The 20,354-nt window shown below is 57.7% G+C and carries 12 protein-coding genes; 10 read left to right on the forward strand and 2 right to left on the reverse strand.

All coding sequences use genetic code 11. The annotated features are described in order from the left end of the window. Positions 1–71: 71 nt before the first annotated feature. The 3 genes from ABIE63_RS03530 (at position 72) to ABIE63_RS03540 (ending at position 5,405) form a co-directional block, all read left to right on the forward strand. Complete coding sequence (locus ABIE63_RS03530) at positions 72–3,272, forward strand: outer membrane lipoprotein-sorting protein (RefSeq protein ID WP_354502830.1); 3,201 nt, start codon at positions 72–74, stop codon at positions 3,270–3,272. A 112-nt stretch (positions 3,273–3,384) separates the two neighbouring features. Next, entirely contained in the window at positions 3,385–4,638 is a 1,254-nt protein-coding gene (locus ABIE63_RS03535) for a DUF1302 family protein (RefSeq protein WP_354502832.1), read from the forward strand. A 107-nt stretch (positions 4,639–4,745) separates the two neighbouring features. After that, on the forward strand, positions 4,746–5,405 hold the full coding sequence (locus ABIE63_RS03540; protein WP_354502834.1) for an SPOR domain-containing protein: 660 nt from the start codon (positions 4,746–4,748) through the stop codon (positions 5,403–5,405). Between the two features lie 42 nt (positions 5,406–5,447). On the opposite strand, the gene ABIE63_RS03545 is transcribed toward ABIE63_RS03540, so the two are convergent. Both ABIE63_RS03545 and ABIE63_RS03550 read right to left on the reverse strand, forming a co-directional pair. Continuing rightward, a complete protein-coding gene (locus tag ABIE63_RS03545) occupies positions 5,448–6,878 on the reverse strand; it encodes an aldehyde dehydrogenase family protein (protein WP_354502836.1) in 1,431 nt (476 codons plus the stop codon). Positions 6,879–7,958: 1,080 nt separating this feature from the next. Then, positions 7,959–8,780 (reverse strand): transglutaminase family protein, encoded by an 822-nt coding sequence (locus tag ABIE63_RS03550; protein WP_354502838.1) that lies wholly within the window; start codon positions 8,778–8,780, stop codon positions 7,959–7,961. 369 nt (positions 8,781–9,149) lie between these two features. Here ABIE63_RS03550 and ABIE63_RS03555 point away from each other — a divergent pair, with 369 nt between their 5' ends. The 7 genes from ABIE63_RS03555 (at position 9,150) to ABIE63_RS03585 (ending at position 20,304) form a co-directional block, all read left to right on the forward strand. After that, positions 9,150–9,494 (forward strand): hypothetical protein, encoded by a 345-nt coding sequence (locus ABIE63_RS03555; RefSeq protein WP_354502840.1) that lies wholly within the window; start codon positions 9,150–9,152, stop codon positions 9,492–9,494. Between the two features lie 470 nt (positions 9,495–9,964). After that, entirely contained in the window at positions 9,965–12,709 is a 2,745-nt protein-coding gene (locus tag ABIE63_RS03560; RefSeq protein ID WP_354502842.1) for an MFS transporter, read from the forward strand. A 10-nt stretch (positions 12,710–12,719) separates the two neighbouring features. After that, positions 12,720–16,466 (forward strand): nitrate reductase subunit alpha, encoded by a 3,747-nt coding sequence (locus tag ABIE63_RS03565; RefSeq protein ID WP_354502844.1) that lies wholly within the window; start codon positions 12,720–12,722, stop codon positions 16,464–16,466. Then, entirely contained in the window at positions 16,463–17,989 is a 1,527-nt protein-coding gene (gene narH / locus ABIE63_RS03570) for a nitrate reductase subunit beta (protein ID WP_354502846.1), read from the forward strand. The genes ABIE63_RS03565 and narH overlap by 4 nt, the downstream gene beginning before the upstream one ends. Continuing rightward, complete coding sequence (narJ, locus tag ABIE63_RS03575; protein ID WP_183417624.1) at positions 17,989–18,726, forward strand: nitrate reductase molybdenum cofactor assembly chaperone; 738 nt, start codon at positions 17,989–17,991, stop codon at positions 18,724–18,726. Before narH ends, narJ begins: the two co-directional genes overlap by 1 nt. Beyond that, positions 18,719–19,456, forward strand: coding sequence for a respiratory nitrate reductase subunit gamma (gene narI, locus ABIE63_RS03580; protein WP_354502848.1), 738 nt, complete (start codon positions 18,719–18,721; stop codon positions 19,454–19,456). Before narJ ends, narI begins: the two co-directional genes overlap by 8 nt. Further along, on the forward strand, positions 19,453–20,304 hold the full coding sequence (locus ABIE63_RS03585) for a peptidylprolyl isomerase (protein ID WP_354502850.1): 852 nt from the start codon (positions 19,453–19,455) through the stop codon (positions 20,302–20,304). The genes narI and ABIE63_RS03585 overlap by 4 nt, the downstream gene beginning before the upstream one ends. The last annotated feature ends 50 nt before the right edge of the window (positions 20,305–20,354 follow it).

Below are 20,354 nucleotides of genomic sequence, written 5' to 3' on the forward strand. Positions count from 1 at the left end.
GCCAGTTCTGCTGTGAGTCTACATGTGTAGTTACATTTTAATATGTGTAGATACAAATCAGGAACGATCGAATGACCCGGATAAACACCCTGCAAAGAATATTCTGGCATCTCACTGGGTTCCGGTGGCCGATCCTTGTTTTCAGCTTCTTGGCGATCGCTGCCGCGGGCGCGTTCGTTCCCAAGATCATCAAGGATACCGGGGCCGATGCTTTCATTGACCCACAGAACCCGGCGCTAATCTATCGAAACAAAGTCAAGGAAACCTTCGGCTTGCGCGATCCTATCGTGCTGGCGGTGGTCAACCGTGGAGAAACCGGGGTTTTCAACCCCACCAGTCTTGAACTGGTGGCATGGCTCACCGAGAAAATCGAAGGCACCGCGAATGTCGATCCCGAGAGGGTGTTTAGCATCGCGACTGAGAGTAACATCGTCGGCACCGACGACGGGATGCTGGTCGAGGATTTTTTCGAGGAAGATGCGGAAGGATTCGCCGCTCCCCTTGGAACACAAGCGCGCGCCGATGAGATTCGTGCGGCCATTGACGATTTCCCGTTGTATCGGGGAAACCTTGTCGCCCGAGATGGCACGGCCACGCTCATTGTCGTGGAATTGGTCGATGAGGAGCAGGCCCAGGAAACCTATGATGTCATCCTTAACCTTCTTGATGACGCTCCTCTCGGCGGTTTGGATCAGGTCTATGTAGCAGGCGAAGGAGCCGTCGCGGGCTACTTGGCGACCTACATAGACCGTGACGCGCAGCGCCTGAATCCACTCGCCGGCCTAATCATCACTCTTGTCCTCGTGGTGACCTTCCTGAGCGTGAGAGGCGCGCTGCTGCCAAACATTATCGTACTGGCGACGGCGGCCTTTACCTTCGGCACGATGGCCGCCTTCGGCGTGCGCTTCTATGTGATCACCAACGCCTTGATCGTCAATCTGATTGGCATCGCCGTTGCAGATTCGATCCACATCCTGAGCCAGTACTACGAGGAACAGCGGGCGCGGCCGACAGCGCCCAAACGCGAGATCGTCACCCGAGCCATGGCGGCAATGTGGCGCCCGGTGACCCTGACGACCTTGACGACCATTGCGGGATTCCTCGCCCTGGCGGCGGCATCGGACATGCCGCCCATGCGCGCCTTCGGTTTATTCGGCGCCTTGGGTGTCGCGGTGGCCTGGGCCTATTCGATGACGTTTCTTCCGGCCGCGCTGACGCTCTGGCCCAGCCAGCGCATAAGCCGGCCCTTCCGCCCAAGATCAGCCCAACGGCAGGGCGATTTCGCCAGCCGTCTCATGTTGGCCTTCGGTCGCTTGGTCCTGGCTAATCCAAAAAGAGTTGTCGCACTCGGCGTTTTAGTCGCCGTCGCTGGCGCCCTGGGGGCAGCACGGGTCATTGTTGAAGACCAGCAGATCGAAAACTTCCATCCCTCGGAACCGATCTATCAGGCGGACAAGGCCATCAACCGGTCGATGGACGGCACCTATTACCTTGATATCGTCGTTGAAACACCCAATCCGGAGGGCCTGCATCGTCCCGAAAATCTAAGGAAAATTGAGCAGCTGCAGCGATTCCTGGAAACCCTGCCACAGGTCGGCGGTACGACATCGCTTGTCGATTACATCAAGCAGATGAATCGGGCGGTGAACGAAAACCGCAAAGAATTCTATGTGGTTCCGGACGACCCCCTCCTCATTTCCCAACTCTTCCTACTTTATTCCGCCTCCGCCGATCCCACCGACTTCGAGGAGGAAGTGGATTCCAACTATCAGAACGCCCTTGTCCGCGCGAATGTGAGCACTGGCGTCCACTCGAGCAACCGCTTGCTGGTAAACGCGGTCGAGGCATACCTAACCGACTCGTTCAATTCACCCGGCATCGTCGGTACGGTGACAGGGCGCATCAACGTCAATTACCACTGGATCAAGAACATCGCCGACAACCACGCCAGCAGCGTCCTCCTGGCGCTGCTGGCGGTGACCGCCATGGCAGCCATTGTGTTCCGATCTCCCGTAGCCGCGGTAATTTGCATACTGCCGATAGGCCTTGCGGTCCTGATCGTCTATGCCGTGATGGGTTTCGGCGGCGTCTGGTTGGGTGTAGGCACATCCATGTTCGCCTCTATCGCCATTGGCCTTGGCATCGACTTCGCCATTCACTCGCTGGACCGCTTGAAAACCCTTGTGCAGGCGGAGGGGTTGACCGATCAGACGTTGCTGAAGCTATACCCGGAAACGGGCCGTGCGCTGTTCTACAACTTTGCCGCGGTCGCCCTCGGGTTTGCCATTCTGATCACAAGTGACGTACCCCCCCTGGTGCGCTTTGGCTCTCTCGTCGCAGTGGCGGTTTCGACAGCCTTCCTGGCCTCGATGACTCTGCTTCCCGCAATCGTAAAGCTTGCCAGGCCGTCGTTCCTCGGAAGGCAACCGACCTTGAGCGACCAGGCGGCTTGGGTACGCCGTAAGACAGCGCGCACCGGATTGCTGCTTCTGGTCGGCAGCCTCGCCAGCGTGCTCGCACTTCATGCCGCCGCCGAGGAACTGCCCGACGGAACGAAAGTCATGGAGCAGGTCGTCGCTCGAAACGAAGGCCCTTGGGTTACGCGTGACCTGAGAATGGAACTCACGGATCGCTCCGGCACGACGCGTGTGCAGGAGACCAAAGCCTTCCGAAAGTACTACGGGGCCGAAAAGCGGACGGTCATTTTCTACGTCAACCCAACCAACATCAAAGGAACGGCCTTTCTGACCTACGACTACCCTGACGCGGAGGTGGACGACGATCAGTGGCTTTACCTGCCGGCGCTCAGAAAGGTTCGGCGCATATCCGCTTCCAATCGCGGTGACTACTTCCTGGGCACCGACTTCACATACGAGGAGATCAAGAAGGAAAACAAGCTGGAACTCTCCGACTACGCCTTCAGCAGCGTTGGCTGGGAGGATGTCGCAGGCAACCCGACCATTGTTGTCGAAGGTTTGCCTGTCGATGAAGACGTGGCAAAAGAGCTGGGCTACAGCCGCGTGCTCTGGAGGGTGGATCCGACGATCTGGATGTCACGCAAGACGGAGTTTTGGGATACCAACGGCAATCATCTGAAAACGATCACCTTGCCGCAGGTCGAACAGATTGATGGCATTTGGACAGCCTTGAGAATACAGGCCGTGAATCATAAAACCGGCCATCGCACGAACTTCGCCTTCTCCAACGTCGACTACAGCTCCCCCGTTGCCGACCAACGATTTGAGCAAAGCCTGCTCAAGAGAGGGTTCTAGCAACATGCCGGGATTGCAGGCATCCGCTCCGTATCCGCGGCACGTTCTCTTGCTGATGGTCTGCGTTATGACGACCGTTTCGGCCACAACCCTGCTAGCCCAGGAGACCGGCGTGAAACAGATCGAGCTACGCGGGCTTTTTGAGAGCGCCGCCGCCGTGGACCTTAGCGACGGGAAGTTGCAGAAGTGGGACTTTATCTTGAAACCCGAGCTAACAGTCGACTTCAACGATAATCTTCGCCTGACCGCGCTGGGTCACCTGCGGTTCGACCCAATCGACAAACTCGAACCAGGCCGACCAACGTCGCTCAACGACAATCGCTCGTCCCTGTCGCGCCGTTACTTCACGAGCGATTACGACGACCTGGAGCTGCGGGAGCTATATCTCGACACCAGTATCGGAAACAGCTTGCTCCGGGTTGGAAAGCAGCAAACGGTCTGGGGGCAAGCCGATGGTTTGCGCGTCCTCGACATCGTCAATCCTTTTGACTTTCGAGAGTTCATCCTGCCGGATTTCGAAGACCGGCGCATACCGTTGTGGACCCTGAGTATCGAAGCGCCTGTTGGTCCTATCGCGAGTCAGTTTATCTGGATTCCCGACCAAACGTACGACCAACCGCCCCAAGCAAACGGGACATTCGCCTTCACCTCGCCACTGGTCGTTCCAGCAGCACCACCGGGTGTTCCGGTAACTGTTGAACCGCCAAACCGACCAAACCGCACAGTCGCCGATTCGGATATCGGAGGTCGGGTGTCCGCCTTCCTGGGCGGATGGGACCTGACCCTCAATTATCTTTACCACTATCACGACCAAGCGGTCCTCTATCAGACGCGAGACGCAGGAGGTATCACGATCACACCGCGATACGAACGAACCCATCTGGTCGGCGGAACATTCGCCAATGCCTTTGGTGATTTCACATTGCGGGGCGAACTCGGCTATTCAACCGACAGATTCTTCCTGTCGAATGATCCGGATGACAGCGACGGAATCGCCCGGTCCGGGGAACTGGGATATGTCGCTGCCCTCGATTACAGCGTGGATGCCGATTTACTCATCAGTACTCAGTTCTTTCAAAGCTTACTGACGGAATACGATACGGGATTTCTTCGAGACCGTGTTGAAAGTCAGGCAACAATACGCTTAGACCAGCAGTTTCTGAACGATCGCGGCCGCGCCAGCTTGTTGATTATTCAAAGCCTCAATGATGGCGACGGCGTCTTACAGGCAGACCTAAACTACGAATGGCGCTCTGATGTGATTCTCAAGTTAGGCGCGGACCTCTTTTATGGCGACCGTTCCGGCCTGTTCGGTCAATTTCAAGACGCTACCCGCTTGACGTTCGGGGTCGAGTTAGGCTTCTGACGCCAACCAAGGCCTACCGAGATCGGTGGTCCGGTGTTAGAATCCAAAGGGTGCGCGGTAGGCGGCGCAACTAATCGTAAGTATTTGGAATCAGGGCTGAGGCAAGGATGCAATCCAGGATACAACGGCTGATAAAAGTATCCTGGATTTGCCTGCTTTTTATTGCCATCGCCCCACCGCTGGCCGCACAGACCAGCTATGAACAACTGGTGCTGGAACAATGCAGACAAGCCTTGGATCGGAACGAGGCACAACTCGCCGTAGTGTTCTGCGAATCAGCTGTTCGCAAAGCGCCTCAATCCGCAGAGGCAATGCGCGCGCTGGCCGAGGCTTACATGGCCGCCGGACAACCCGATCGGGCTGCAACGGCTAACCAGATCGCTGACCAACTGTCCGCGAAAGCACCCAAAGCCGCGCCCCCGGTGGCAACGACCGCGCCCGCAAAGCAAACACCAAACAACGAGGCTGCGAGCACTAGCGACCCCTCGCCTGCTCCTATCCCCAACACGCAGGCGGCGCGTTCCGGCTACTGGTTTCAGCTAGGTGCCTATCGCGATCAAAATGTCGCCCAGGCCGAGGGTAAACGCCTAGCCGAAACATTTCCGGGCCTGTTTGGTGATCTGGAGATTATCATCGACACCAGGGATATCGAAGGTCGTGGCGTCTTCCATCGACTTCGTGCCGGGCCTTTCATGAGTGCGGCCTTGGCGGGCGAACGCTGCGATACGCTTCGGGCACAAGGGGTCGACTGCTTCGTCGCCCCCTAGACGAACGGGGCAGCGCTGCTCTCACCCAGGTCGGCGACCAACTCACCAGCCGCTAACAGCCTTTACCTCAAGGAAGTCTTCGAGCCCCCAAACGCCGCCTTCACGTCCATTGCCCGATGCCTTCATACCGCCAAAGGGGCTTCCCGCGCCGCGTGGCTGACCGTTCATCTCGACCATGCCCGAGCGCAAACGTCTGGCGACCCGCTGCCGCGTTTCGCTGTTCTGGCTCTGCACGTAGTTGGTCAGGCCATAGGTCGTGTCGTTGGCGATGGCGATCGCCTCCTCCTCGGTCTCGAACGGCAGGATCGACAGCACCGGGCCAAAGATTTCCTCACGAGCAATGGTCATATCGTTGGACACGTCGGCGAACACCGTTGGACGGACGAAGTAACCGCGGTTGAAACCTTCCGGTCGGCCGGGCCCTCCGGCCACGAGCCGCGCCCCTTCGTCGATGCCCTTCTGAATTAGGCCTTGAATCTTGTCGAATTGCATCTGGCTGACCACAGGGCCCATGTGCCGACCTTGCTCATTGGACGGGCCGACAGGCATGGCGTCGGCAACGGCACGCGCGATCTCCACTGCTTGGTCGTAGTGATCACGCTGGACGAGCATCCGGGTCGGCGCATTGCAGGATTGACCGCTGTTATTGAAGCAATGCAGCGCCCCGCGCTTGACCGCTTTTTCGTCGGCATCGGGGAAGACTATATTCGCGCCCTTGCCACCTAGTTCCAGATGTACACGCTTGAGCGTATCGGCCGCATTCTTGGATATTGCCGTGCCGGCGCGCGCCGACCCGGTGAAGGATATCATGTCGACGTCCGGGTGGGTCGAGAGCTGGGTGCCAACGCCCGGACCGTCGCCGTTCACGAGGTTGAATACACCCGCCGGAGTGCCCGCCTGCGCCACGATCTCGGCAAAAAGCAATGACGACAACGGCGCGATTTCGGAAGGCTTCAAGACCATCGTGCAGCCCGTCAACAGCGCAGGAATGACCTTTAGCGTGACTTGGTTCATTGGCCAGTTCCAGGGAGTGATCAAGCCACACACGCCAACCGGCTCATAAAGGATGCGATCATTGGGGGCATGGTCGCCCAGCATCCGCTCAAACGAAAAGGTCTTAGCGGCACGCAGAAAGTTCTTTATGTGCCAGCTTCCCGCCGGCGCCTGTTGGGTTCGCGCAAGTTCAATCGGCGCCCCCATCTCCAAACTTATGGCCTGTGCCATCTCTTCGGCCCGCGCATTGTAGAGTTCAAGAATCCGCTCGACCAAGGCCAAGCGCTCTTCCTTCGCGGTCATGGACCAGCTCGCAAAGGCGCGCCGGGCGGCGGCCACTGCCGCGTCCGTATCCGACTGTCCGCCCAACGAGATCACCGCGCAGGGTTCCTCATTCGAGGGGTTGATGACCTCCAAGTCGTGGGGCTTGGCGGGAGTGACCCACCTTCCATCAATGAAGAACTCGCGCTTGCTAATCATACCTGCATCCTTCGCTTCCTGATACTTGCGCCCTCGACGCTATCCACACCGCCGGCTACGAGGCCTAACCACGGAGCCGCTTTGTATCAGCCGAAGAATCGGGAGAACACTAGAATCTGCAGCCTTTGTTACCGAGCGATCAGTCCCACTGGTAACCAGAGGGCAGGAAGAGCTACAGGCCGAGATTGCACTTTCCCGGACTCTTGTAGAATCTTGAACATCAAAGAGGCGCCGGTAAATAAATGGCATTGGTCCTTCACGACGAAGCCATCACTTCCCAGACGGCCGGAAAGTTACCGGAACGCCCGAACGCCAAGCATTGGACGACTTACAGCGGGTACAAATTCTTTCGCCAACCCATTCGCTGTTAAATTCTGTGCGACACCTCAGGCATTTTCGGTTTCTCCGCTCGCTGCGAAGAGGCGTTTTGTCAAACGCCAGATTCTGCTGTGATTTCATCATCTTGTGCTCCCGTAAACTTACAAGCCACCGCCTGCACCCCACCAATCAATATCGAACGTCAACAGCCCGCCGAGAAAGACCGCCGTTTCCGCATTCACCTCACCCACGAAACAGGGGGTCTTAGAAGAATGCGGAAACAAAAAGTTGTCTGGCTGCCCGTTATGATTTGGAAGCCGGGGCGGGCTCAGTCGAGGTGCCCGCGTCCGAAGCCTTAGCCGACTGTTCGGTCTTTGATGGGGCCTTGGATTGACCATCTGCCTGCGGTTTCTTCGTGTGATCTTGCGCCATTGAGAAGTTCTTGAATGACATGTGAAAAGTCTCCTGGTAAACGCAAGCATGATATCTTGCTAAATATTTATATGGTGGTTATTTTTATTTTTTCAATGAGCGCTGTTTATTAATAAGCAGATTCTTAATGTAAATAAATAGTTTGTGTTTAGTCTGTCTTTATTATTAGAGCGTCGACGTTCGCCGTCCAGAATCGTGAAATGACTTGCAGTATTTAGCTGGAGATAGGGTAACGCGGCATGCCGCCGCAGGCATTCTCTCAATTTCCACCAGCCCGGGAAGCTGAGCAGGAGTTGGAACTCTCTCGATGCTTCTCTTATCGTTAAAGGCTCACGCCTCAACTGTCAGCTCAGTGACGTCATAAGTCCAAACACGGAATGATTTCATGACATGCGGGCCGAACGAGTTGATCAGGGGGATGTCGGCAGCATCGCGCCCACGCGCGACAACGATCCTGCCGATGCGCGGCACATTGTTGCGAGGATCGAAGACCATCCAGCGGCCGTCCAAAAACACTTCAATCCACGCACTGAAGTCCGCCGGGTCAACTATGGGAACGCCGATATCTCCGAGGTATCCATTCACATATCGCGCAGGAATGTTCATGCATCTACAGAGCGCGATCGCCAGGTGTGCATAATCTCGGCATACACCAACCCGCTCTTGATAAGCGTCGAGGGCGGTTCTTGTAGCGCGCGCGTCCTGGTATCCAAACGCGATATGCTGATGCACAAAATCACAAATCGCCTGAACACGAGCCCATCCCGGGCTGACGTTTTGAAACAAATCCCAAGCGATTTGGCTTAATCTATCGGTTTCACAATAGCGACTGCCCATCAAATAGAGCAGGCATCCGTCAGGCAGATCTGCAACCGGTATTTCCTTCGCCTCTGACCGGATCGGGTCACAGATACCGTCATCTTCTATCGTGCCATCGCTCCAGATCGAAAAATCGCCTGCCGGCGCCAGGAATCGGCGACAAATATTTCCAAACAGATCTCGGTAAGTGCGAGTCTGAACGTGCGGATTGGTGACGACCACTTCAGGTGACCGAATGTCGCTGGCGCGCTCATCATGCACAGCCATCAGGCAGACCATCGGGGTGGCCTGCTGGCAATTAACCGTGATGTCGTATCCGTACCGGATGAGCATAGTGTATTCCGCACCGCAATTTCATGCGTCACGCCTTTCTTCTGTACCCCAAATGCATCACCGCTTCGCTAGCGAAAAACACGAACTGGAAGGACAAGCCCGCCTTTGCTACCGCGGCAGTTTCAAAGCAATTTCCTTTACAGTCTGATTAGCTGCCCAACATTAGTCCAATAAAAAATCTTATAATTATTTCAAAGGATCATATTATATATATTTGTATCGCCATAACGTTTTTCTATTACATTATTTCGACAAATAATTTTATTACAAATATTATGATGAAACTGGTTGTTTTTTACATTTTTACTACCATATCAAGATCTCAATGCTTTTCAATTATTGCACATCATAAGGAATAGAAAAATGGACATGCCTGAATGGCTTAAGCCAGGTTTAGTAGGCGCCGCCGCGGGCGCCACTGCGCTCGCCATCGTTGGATTTTCCTGGGGCGGTTGGTTGACTGAAGGTTCCGCCAACAAAATGGCCTCGGACATGGCACAAGCAGAAGTCGTCACCGCCTTGGTGCCGGTTTGCGTTCAACTGTCCAAGATGGACCCCCTCGCGAGCCAAACTTTCTTGAAGCTCAAGGAAGCCAGTAGCTATCAGCGTCGGGGCATCTTGATGGAGGCAGGTTGGGCCACCATGCCGGGCTCGAGTGAAGCCAACCGATACGTTGCGACGGCTTGTCTGGAAAAGCTTTCCGACGAGTTCTGAGTTCGTATCAGCGGCGTCCAACCTGACCCTGCAACGGCATAAAGCGCTTTCAAACTAAGCGGGGAGCTATCTTAGGTGTGAGCGGTAAGAGACACTAGAGCGGCCCGGAGCCTTGCAGGCTTATCCTAGATCAAAGACCGGGCCGCATTCTCCCTGGCCAAGCAGGAACTCTCGAGGCAAGACCTCCAGACCGCAAGATGCCCGCCAGATTATCATTCTGGTGGGCTTTGTTTGTTGCCGGCCCTGCATCTACTCTCGACCTACCGCCAGTCCTTGAGCGGCCAGGAACCGGCCCGGTTCCTGGCCTAGCGGACCGCAGCACAATTGGCGCTAAGTTGCTTGCATGCACCCCCAAAAATAAGTTTTTGGTTTTTGATATACGTCAAAGCGCCCTTCCAATAATCGACGCAATCTGCACAGCGAGCCACGAAGGCTCATCCCGCTTATGAGGCTCGGCAGGAGGCTGCGCAGTGTCAGACGTTCACACGAAAAGATCTACTGGACCGGAGGTCACCGCGCTCGGCATGAGCACCTTTGCCTTTGCGGTCTGCTTTGCAGTTTGGACGCTCTTTTCCATCATCGGTGTGCGTATCAAACAAGACCTCGGACTTTCCGAGACAGAGTTTGGGCTGCTGGTTGCCACCCCGATACTCACAGGGTCTTTGAGCCGCATTTTCCTTGGCATCTGGACCGACCAGTATGGCGGGCGGCTTGTCTTTGTCTTGGTCATGGTCTGTTCGGCCGCCGCGGCCTGGCTGCTGTCATCGGTCGAAACCTATCCGATGTTCCTGCTGGCGGCGTTGGGTGTGGGATTGGCTGGCGGGGCCTTCGCCGTCGGCGTTGCCTACGTCACCAAATGGTACCCTCAAGAAAAGCAAGGGACCGCGCTGGGTATATTCGGTGTCGGCAACGTGGGCGCGGCGATCACCAATTTCGGCGCGCCATTTCTGTTGGTGGCTTTCGGCTGGGAGACGACGGCGCAGGTCTATTCCGTAGCGCTCTTGGTTGCCGCCGCGCTTTTCTACTTCTTCACCAAGGAGGACCCCGTCACGGCGGCGCGGCGCGCCAGGCATGAGCGGCCACCGAGCACCCTCCTGGCGCTGGAGCCTTTGAAAAACCTGCAGGTCTGGCGCTTCGCGCTTTATTACTTCTTCGTTTTCGGGGCTTTTGTAGCGCTGGCGTTATGGCTTCCGCGTTATTTGGTCGGTGTTTATGACCTGGATATCAAGACGGCGGGTATCCTGGCAGCCTTCTACTCGGTGCCGGCCAGCCTTTTTCGCGCTTACGGCGGGCACCTTTCCGACAGGTACGGCGCGCGCAAGGTCATGTACTGGACCTTCGGCATATCGATTCTCTGCACCTTCATGCTGTCCTATCCGAAGACGGACTACACCATCCACGGCATCGAAGGGCCGATCAGCTTTTCCACCGAGATGGGACTGATCCCCTTCGTCATCACGATTTTCGTCCTCGGTTTCTTTATGTCCCTGGGCAAGGCCGCCGTCTACAAGCACATTCCGGTCTACTATCCCAAACACGTCGGTTCGGTGGGGGGACTCGTCGGCATGATCGGCGGTCTTGGCGGCTTCGTGCTGCCCATAACCTTCGGCGTGGTCAATGACCTCACGGGCATCTGGACGAGCTGTTTCATGCTGCTCTTCGCGGTCGCCGCAGTGTCCTTGCTGTGGATGCACTTCGCAGTTCGCCGCATGGAACGGGCAGCCCTTGAGCAAGAGCTTGGTTCGCTCCCAGAGCTTCCCGAAATGCAACCCATACACAAACCAGAGCACGCGAAAGGACCAAGCGCACTCATCGAGGACTGGCGGCCTGACGACGCGGCATTCTGGGAAAGCACCGGACGGCGCATCGCTCAACGGAATCTGTGGATTTCCATACCCTGCCTCTTGCTGTCGTTTGCGATCTGGATGGTCTGGAGCGTCGTCGTCGCGAAACTGCCCGCCGTCGGTTTCACCTATACCACGGACCAGCTGTTCTGGCTGGCGGCACTACCGGGTGTTTCCGGCGCCACGCTGCGGATTTTCTACTCCTTCATGGTGCCAATTTTTGGCGGCAGGCTCTGGACCACACTCACCACCGCCTCGCTCCTGATCCCGGCATTCGGTATCGGCTACGCCGTGCGCAACCCGGATACGCCCTATCTGATTTTCCTGATCCTGGCTCTGCTTTGCGGCTTCGGCGGCGGAAACTTCGCCTCCTCCATGGCGAACATCAGTTTCTTCTTCCCGAAAAGCCAGAAGGGCAACGCGCTGGCTTTGAACGCCGGGCTCGGGAACGCCGGTGTCAGTGTCATGCAGTTTCTCGTGCCCATCGTCATCACGGCCGGCGTGTTCGGCGTTATCGGCGGCGAGCCGCAGATGACCAGCGATGCCGAAAGGCTTTGGCTGCAAAACGCCGGCTTCATCTGGGTGCCTTTCCTGATCGTCGCCACCGTCGCTGCGTGGTTGGGTATGAACGATATCGCCTCGGCCATGGCGTCCTTCAAAGAGCAATCCGTGATCTTTTCGCGCAGGCATAACTGGATCATGTGCTGGCTCTACACTGGAACCTTCGGTTCATTCATCGGTTATTCAGCGGGATTTCCCTTGCTGGCCAGGACGCAGTTTCCGGAAGTCGATTCCCTGCAATACGTGTTCCTCGGCCCCCTGATCGGCGCACTTTCACGGGCTGCAACCGGCTGGATCGCGGACCGTTTCGGCGGTGCGCGGGTCACGCTTTGGGTTTTCCTGCTGATGATCGCCGCGGTAGCGGGCGTGCTCTACTTCTTGGGCATCAAGGATCAACCAGGCGCGTTCTGGGGGTTCTTCGCGATGTTCATGGTGCTCTTCCTGGCAACCGGCATCGGCAATGCTTCCACCTTCCAGATGATCCCTGTCATCATGAGGAGCGAGATGGGCCGCCTGATGCCGAGCCTGTCGACCCAGGAGCGCATCCGGCAGGCGGAGAAGGAGTCTGCCGCGATCATAGGCTTCACCTCGGCCATCGCCGCCTACGGCGCATTCTTCATCCCCAAGGCTTACGGCAGCTCCATCGCCCTTACGGGCGGACCATCCCTCGCGCTTTGGGGTTTCATGGCCTTTTACGTCACTTGCGTGGTCATCACCTGGTTCGTTTACACGCGCCGTGGCGGGCTGCTGCACGACATCGAGCGAAACGGGGCCACCGCCGATACTTCCCCTTCCCCGACTACACGATAGGAATTTCACGATGAGCCATCTGCTGGACAGACTGCAGTTCTTCAAAGCCAACGGCAACGAAGCCTTCTCGAACGGACACGGCACCAAGACCTCGGAAGACCGTGGGTGGGAAGACAGCTACCGCAAGCGCTGGCAGCACGACAAGATCGTGCGGTCGACCCATGGTGTTAACTGCACCGGTTCCTGCTCGTGGAAGATTTACGTCAAGGGCGGGATCGTCACCTGGGAAACCCAGCAAACCGACTATCCCCGTACAAGACCGGACCTGCCCAATCACGAGCCGCGCGGATGCTCGCGCGGCGCCAGCTACAGTTGGTATCTTTACTCCGGTAACAGGGTGAAGTATCCGCTGATTCGCTCGCGCCTCCTCAAGGCCTGGCGCGCCGCCAGGAAAACCATGGCGCCGGTGGCGGCCTGGGCGTCGTTGGTCGAAGACCCTATCACCCGCGAATCCTATGTGAAGCAGCGCGGTCTTGGCGGCTTCGTCCGCGCGCGCTGGCCGGAAGTCAACGAGATCATCGCCGCTTCGAACGCCTACACCGTGAACACCTACGGGCCCGACCGCGTGATAGGTTTTTCTCCGATACCCGCGATGTCGATGGTCTCCTACGCCGCCGGTTCCCGGTATCTGTCCCTGCTAGGCGGCGTGTGCATGTCTTTTTACGACTGGTACTGCGATCTACCGCCCGCATCGCCGCAAACTTGGGGCGAACAGACCGACGTCCCGGAATCGGCAGATTGGTACAATTCCGGGTTCCTCATCCTTTGGGGCTCCAACGTACCCCAGACACGTACACCCGACGCGCACTTCTACACCGAAGCGCGCTACAAGGGCGCAAAGTCGGTCGTTGTCTCTCCCGATTACAGCGAGGCCGCGAAGTTCTCGGACCTATGGCTCCATCCAACGGCAGGGACCGATGCCGCCTTGGCCATGGCTATGGGACACGTCATCCTGCGTGAATTCCATCTCGACCGACAAGCCGAGTATTTCGAGAACTACTGCCGTCAGTACACCGACATGCCGATGCTCGTTCGGCTCGTCGAAAAGAACGGCGCTTACGTTCCTGAACGCTTTCTGCGCGCTTCGGATTTCCCGGACAACCTGGGCGAGGTGGAGAACCAGGAGTGGAAGACCGTCGCCTTCGATAAGGTATCCGGTGAAATCGTGGTGCCGCGCGGTGCCGTCGGCCATCGCTGGAGCGGTGAGGGCAAGTGGAATCTGGAGCAAAAAGACGGCCAGGATCGTGATGTAGAATTGGAAACGACCTTCATCCTGGACGATAGCCGCGACACAATCGCCACGGTCGCGTTCCCCTATTTCGGGGGCCGGGACCACGATCACTTCGAAGGCAGCGACCATCCGGAAGTCCTGCACAGAAACGTGCCTGTAAAGAAGGTAGAAACCAAGGACGGGCGCGTGCTTGCGGCAACCGTTTTCGATCTCTTCGTCGCCAACTACGGACTGGATCGTGGCCTGGGTGGTGAAAACACAGCGACAAACTATGCCCAAAACGAGCCTTATACGCCGGCTTGGGCGGAACGAATCACGGGCGTTCCGGCGGATCAAATCATAACGGTGGCGAGAGAGTTCGCGACCAACGCCGAAAAGACCCGAGGCAAGTCCATGATTATCCTGGGTGCCGGTTTGAACCACTGGTACCACATGGACATGAACTACCGCGGCATCATCAACATGCTTGTGATGTGTGGTTGCGTGGGGCAATCCGGCGGCGGTTGGTCCCACTATGTCGGACAGGAAAAACTGCGTCCGCAAACGGGTTGGCTGCCACTAGCCTTCGCTCTCGACTGGAGCCGCCCGCCACGACAGATGAACTCGACATCCTTTTTCTATGCGCATAGCGACCAGTGGCGTTACGAGACCCTGGGCGTGAAGGAGATTCTCTCACCACTTGCGCCGGAAGGGCCATGGGACGGCGCGCTGATCGACTACAACATCCGAGCCGAGCGCATGGGCTGGCTGCCCTCCGCGCCACAACTCCGCACGAATCCGCTGGACATCGGCCGATCGGCCAAGAGCAGCGGTGTGCCGGCAAAAGAACTGGTTGTCCAGGGCCTCAAGGACGGCACCCTCAAGATGTCCTGCGAGGACCCGGATCATCCGGCGAATTGGCCGCGCAATCTATTCGTTTGGCGATCAAACCTTTTGGGATCCTCCGGAAAGGGGCACGAGTATTTCCTGAAACACCTTATCGGCACCACCCACGGGGTCCAGGGCAAGGATCTTGGCGAGAGCGGTGTTGAAAAGCCTCAAGAAGCGGTGTGGCACGAGGAAGCGCCCGAAGGAAAGCTCGACCTTCTGGTCACATTGGATTTCCGCATGTCCACGACATGCATGTACTCCGACATCGTGCTGCCGACGGCCACCTGGTACGAAAAGAACGATCTCAACACCTCCGACATGCATCCCTTCATTCACCCGCTCACGGCCGCGGCCGACCCTGCCTGGGAAGCCCGCAGCGACTGGGAAATCTATAAAGGCATCGCCAAGGCCTTCTCCGAGGTTGCGCCGGAGGTCCTGGGTGTCGAAGACGATGTGGTTCTGGTGCCGATCCAGCACGATACCCCCGCCGAAATGGCCCAACCGTTTGATGTTCAAGACTGGGCAAGCGGTGAGACCGATCCGATTCCAGGCAAAACGATGCCGCAGATCGCGACGGTGACACGCGATTATCCGAACCTTTACAAGCAGTTCACCGCTGTTGGGCCCTTGATGGAAAAGATTGGTAACGGCGGTAAGGGCATCGCTTGGGATACCAAGCATGAGATCGGCAATCTTCGCAGTCTCAACGGCACCGTGACCGAGGAAGGTGTATCCAAGGGCTTGCCGCGGATAGAAACCGATATCGATGCGGCGGAAGTCATTCTGATGCTGGCCCCGGAAACCAATGGTGAAGTCGCTGTCAAAGCCTGGGAAGCGCTCTCCAAGACCACAGGTAGGGAACACGCTCACCTGGCGATCCCGAAGGAAGATGAGAAAATTCGCTTCCGCGACGTGGTGGCGCAACCCCGCAAGATCATCTCGTCGCCAACCTGGTCTGGTTTGGAATCAGAAAAGGTCTGCTACAACGCTGGCTACACCAATGTCCACGAACTGATCCCTTGGCGGACCCTAACCGGACGCCAGCAACTCTACCAGGATCACCTCTGGATGCGCGCCTTCGGGGAGGGTTTTTGCGTCTATCGGCCGCCGATCGACACAAAGTCGGTCAAGCCGATCATCGACAGCAAGCTAAACGGCAATCCGCAGGTAGTCCTCAATTTCATAACGCCGCACCAGAAATGGGGCATCCATTCCACCTACACGGACAACTTGCTGATGCTGACCCTGTCCCGAGGAGGACCGATCGTTTGGCTATCGGAAATCGACGCAAAACGCGCCGACATCGTCGATAACGACTGGGTCGAGGCCTACAACGCCAACGGCGCCTTGGTCGCCAGAGCGGTGGTGTCTCAGCGGATCAAGGAGGGCACGCTCTTCATGTATCACGCACAGGAGAAGATCGTGAACGTGCCGGGCTCCGAGATCACCGGGAATCGCGGCGGCATCCACAATTCCGTCACCCGAGCTGTGCTCAAGCCGACACACATGATCGGCGGCTATGCCCAGCTTTCCTATGGCTTCAACTATTACGGCACCGTCGGTTCCAATCGGGATGAGTTCGTCATCGTCAGAAAAATGAACAAAGTCGATTGGCTGGACTCACCGGCTGGCGGCGCTCAGGAGGTCCAAAAATGAAAATCCGCGCACAGATCGGCATGGTGCTGAACCTCGACAAGTGCATCGGGTGCCATACCTGTTCGGTTACCTGCAAGAACGTTTGGACCAGCCGCGAAGGCGTAGAATACGCCTGGTTCAACAACGTCGAGACGAAACCCGGCATCGGGTATCCCAAGGATTGGGAGAACCAGAAACGCTGGAATGGTGGATGGGAACGTGGCCGCAATGGCAAGATTCGCCCGAAGATGGGCGCCAAATGGCGTGTCCTCGCCAAAATCTTCGCCAATCCCGACCTGCCGGAAATCGACGACTACTACGAACCTTTCACTTTCGATTACGAGCATCTCCAGAAAGCACCGGAGAGCAAGGCGACACCGACGGCGCGTCCACGCTCCCTCTTATCCGGCGAGCGCATGGAGAAGATTGAGTGGGGTCCGAACTGGGAGGAGATTCTGGGCGGCGAGTTCAGCAAGCGTTCCGAGGACGTGAACTTCGAAGGGATCGAGAAGGAGATCTACGGCGAGTTTGAAAACACCTTCATGATGTACCTGCCCCGGCTTTGTGAGCATTGCCTCAATCCAACCTGTGTAGCGGCCTGCCCGTCGGGCGCAATCTACAAACGCGAGGAGGACGGTATTGTCCTGATCGATCAGGAAAAATGCCGGGGCTGGCGGATGTGCGTCTCCGGCTGTCCCTATAAGAAAATCTATTACAATTGGTCGAGCGGCAAGTCGGAGAAGTGCATCTTCTGCTACCCGCGAATCGAGGTCGGGCAACCCACGGTCTGCTCGGAGACCTGTGTTGGACGCATCCGCTATCTGGGCGTCCTGCTCTATGACGCCGACCGGATCGAGGAAGCCGCATCGGCGGAGGACCCCCAGGACCTTTACGAGACTCAGCTTGCCATATTCCTCGACCCCAACGACCCCGAAATACAAGCCAGGGCCCGCGCCGATGGCGTTCCCGATGCCTGGCTCGAAGCGGCCAAACGCTCACCCGTTTACAAGATGGCCATGGACTGGAAGGTCGCCTTTCCGCTGCATCCGGAGTACCGAACGCTGCCGATGGTCTGGTACGTGCCACCCCTGTCACCCATCCAGGCGGCGGCGGAAGGCGGCAAGATCGGCCTGGATGGAGAAATGCCGGACGTGCGCAACCTGCGCATTCCCGTCCGCTATCTCTCCAATCTTTTGACTGCCGGAAAGGACGAGCCGGTCATCCTGGCGCTGGAGCGCATGCTGGCGATGCGGGCCTACATGCGCGCCAAAACCATCGACGGCGTGATCGATACCGCCGTTGCCAACCGGGTCGGCCTGACGCCCGGGCAGATCGATGAAATGTACGAGATCATGGCCATTGCCAACTATGAGGACCGCTTCGTTATACCGACCAGCCATCGTGAGGTGAGTGAAGACGCTTACGACTTGCGCGGTGGTTGCGGGTTCTCCTTTGGCAACGGCTGCTCGGGTGGGTCTTCGGACGCCGATCTCTTTTCCCCGAAACGCAAAAAGAGCGTTTCGACGCCGACGGAGGTGTTCTGATGACCAGGACCTATAAGGTGCTATCGCTTCTGCTCTCCTACCCCACGGCGGAGATTCTGTCCGCACTCGCGGATATGCGTTCGGTGGTAGAGCAGGAAAATCTGCTGCCTGCGAAGGGACGGCAACTTCTCCATCGCTTCATGGATGACCTCGCCGAACGCGACCTTTGGGACTCGCAGGAGCGCTACGTCTTTCTGTTCGATCAGACCCGCTCGCTCTCGCTCCATCTTTTCGAACACGTCCATGGCGAAAGCCGGGATCGCGGTCAGGCGATGGTCGATCTCCTCAAGGTCTACGAAGATCGCGGATTGGCGATGGGGACAAAAGAACTACCGGACCACCTGCCCTTGTTCCTGGAGTTTCTGTCGACCCTTCCCGCGACAGAAGCGCAGGACTTTCTGGCCCAGCCACTGCAGATCATCGCCGCGCTTGGCCAGCGGCTGAAACGGCGCGACAGCGTCTATGCCGACCTGTTCGACGCGATCCGGGCGCTAGCCGCCGCAAAACTTGACCCGACGGTCGTCGAGGCCCTGTTGACCCTGGAGGAAGATGACCCAAACGACTTCGAAGCCCTGGATCGGATATGGGAAGAGGAGGCCGTGCGCTTTGGCGGCGGCAGCGGCAAACAGGCTTGTCCGGCCGAACGCATCGGCGATCGCCTTCGGGCGGCGACGCGTGAGGAAGCGGCGGTCACCACGATGCGCGGCACAGGAACCGGAGGGTCGGTCGATGCATGAGTATCTGAATACCTTGGTTTTCGGTATCTACCCCTACATCGCCCTGTCGGTTCTGGCCGTCGGCTCGATCGTGAGATATGAGCGAGAACCCTACACTTGGCGTTCCGGCTCCAGCCAGTTATTGCGGCGAAAGCAATTGATCTGGGGCTCCGTACTGTTTCATGTCGGCGTCCTGATCGTGTTCTTTGGGCACTTGGTTGGTCTCCTCACGCCGATTCAGATATTCGATGCGCTGGGCATATCGCACGGCGCGAAACAGATCTTGGCGATTGTCGTAGGCGGCGTTGCAGGACTCATGGCCCTGGCGGGCGCATCGCTCCTTCTGCACCGCCGGCTGTTCGACCCCCGTATTCGCCGAACGTCGAGCTTTGGCGATATCGCGATCCTGGCACTGCTATACCTACAGCTCCTGCTGGGCCTGCTTACCATCCCCATCTCGATGCAACATCTGGATGGTGGAGAAATGGTGCGCTTCATGACCTGGGCGCAGGGAATTTTTACCTTCCGCACGGGGGCAGCCGATGCCATCCTTACTGTGCATCCGATCTTCAAGCTGCATCTCTTCCTGGGCCTGACGATCTTCTTGGTATTTCCCTTTACCCGTCTGGTCCACATGCTCAGCGCTCCGCTCCGCTATCTATGGCGCCCCGGCTACCAAGTTGTGCGTGGGAGAAATGCCGCAAGCCAATCCGGTAACACAAAGCACCTAATGGAAAGGCTCCAGCGATGAGTGAGACATCCATAAAAGCGCCACAGCCGATGACGCCGGAAGAGCAAGCCATGCCGGCGATTACGGTCAACGGCGTAGTGATCGACCCGGCGGCGATCCGTCGCGAGGCCGCCAACCATCCCGCACCGGACGCCAAGCTGGCCCTGGAGGCCGCCGCTCGAGCGCTGGTGGTTCGCGAACTCTTGATTAAAGAAGCGCAGCGCCTGGGTGTGGAAGCAAGCCCCGAGCGAGACGAAAAGGGGCGCATAGAAACAACGGAGGACAGCCAGGTAACCGCGTTGCTGGAGAAAGAGATATCAACGCCGGAGATCGAGGAAAGCCATCTGCAGCGTTACTACGAGAACAATCAGGCGAAGTTCCGTTCCGAGGACCTCTATGAAGCCAGCCATATACTGCTTCCGGCCCGCCCTGCCGAACAGGACGCCTATAACGCAGCCGTCGGACAGGCCGAGAATTTAATTGCCGAACTGCAGGCCCGCCCCGAGCGCTTCGCCGATCTGGCCCGCGAGTTCTCCGCCTGCCCTTCGGCGGCGACCGGCGGTAGCCTTGGGCAGATCACGAAGGGACAAACCGTTCCCGAGTTCGAAACCTTCCTCTTCAACCTGGAGGAGGGTCAGCTCTGTCCCGTTCCCGTCCGAACGAGCTTCGGCGCCCACGTCGTGTTGCTGGAGCGCAAGATTCCCGGCCGCCAGATGCCTTTCGAGATGGTCCGGGAACAGATTGCCGAATATTTGCAGATCGCGTCTTGGACCCAGGCGGTCGGGCAGTACATCAGCCTGCTCGCCGCCGAAGCGAAGATCGAGGGCCTTGACCTGCAAGAGGGGCGAAACACACGGGCTTTCCGATAGGAAGGAAGTCCGCGAGGTTGTGTGCTATCACGCGCTCCTCACCCGGCGCT

The organism is Limibacillus sp. MBR-115, assembly GCF_040549425.1.
In the GTDB taxonomy this organism is placed as follows: Bacteria; Pseudomonadota; Alphaproteobacteria; order Kiloniellales; family CECT-8803; genus Limibacillus; species Limibacillus halophilus.

What these genes read in the sequence shown, in the direction of transcription:
- narI (WP_354502848.1), top strand. Translation starts at nt 18,719, where the DNA reads ATGCATGAGTATCTGAATACCTTGGTTTTCGGTATCTACCCCTACATC.
- ABIE63_RS03585 (WP_354502850.1), top strand. Translation starts at nt 19,453, where the DNA reads ATGAGTGAGACATCCATAAAAGCGCCACAGCCGATGACGCCGGAAGAG.
- ABIE63_RS03565 (WP_354502844.1), top strand. Translation starts at nt 12,720, where the DNA reads ATGAGCCATCTGCTGGACAGACTGCAGTTCTTCAAAGCCAACGGCAAC.
- narJ (WP_183417624.1), top strand. Translation starts at nt 17,989, where the DNA reads ATGACCAGGACCTATAAGGTGCTATCGCTTCTGCTCTCCTACCCCACG.
- ABIE63_RS03550 (WP_354502838.1), bottom strand. Translation starts at nt 8,780, where the DNA reads ATGCTCATCCGGTACGGATACGACATCACGGTTAATTGCCAGCAGGCC.
- ABIE63_RS03545 (WP_354502836.1), bottom strand. Translation starts at nt 6,878, where the DNA reads ATGATTAGCAAGCGCGAGTTCTTCATTGATGGAAGGTGGGTCACTCCC.
- narH (WP_354502846.1), top strand. Translation starts at nt 16,463, where the DNA reads ATGAAAATCCGCGCACAGATCGGCATGGTGCTGAACCTCGACAAGTGC.
- ABIE63_RS03555 (WP_354502840.1), top strand. Translation starts at nt 9,150, where the DNA reads ATGCCTGAATGGCTTAAGCCAGGTTTAGTAGGCGCCGCCGCGGGCGCC.
- ABIE63_RS03540 (WP_354502834.1), top strand. Translation starts at nt 4,746, where the DNA reads ATGCAATCCAGGATACAACGGCTGATAAAAGTATCCTGGATTTGCCTG.
- ABIE63_RS03530 (WP_354502830.1), top strand. Translation starts at nt 72, where the DNA reads ATGACCCGGATAAACACCCTGCAAAGAATATTCTGGCATCTCACTGGG.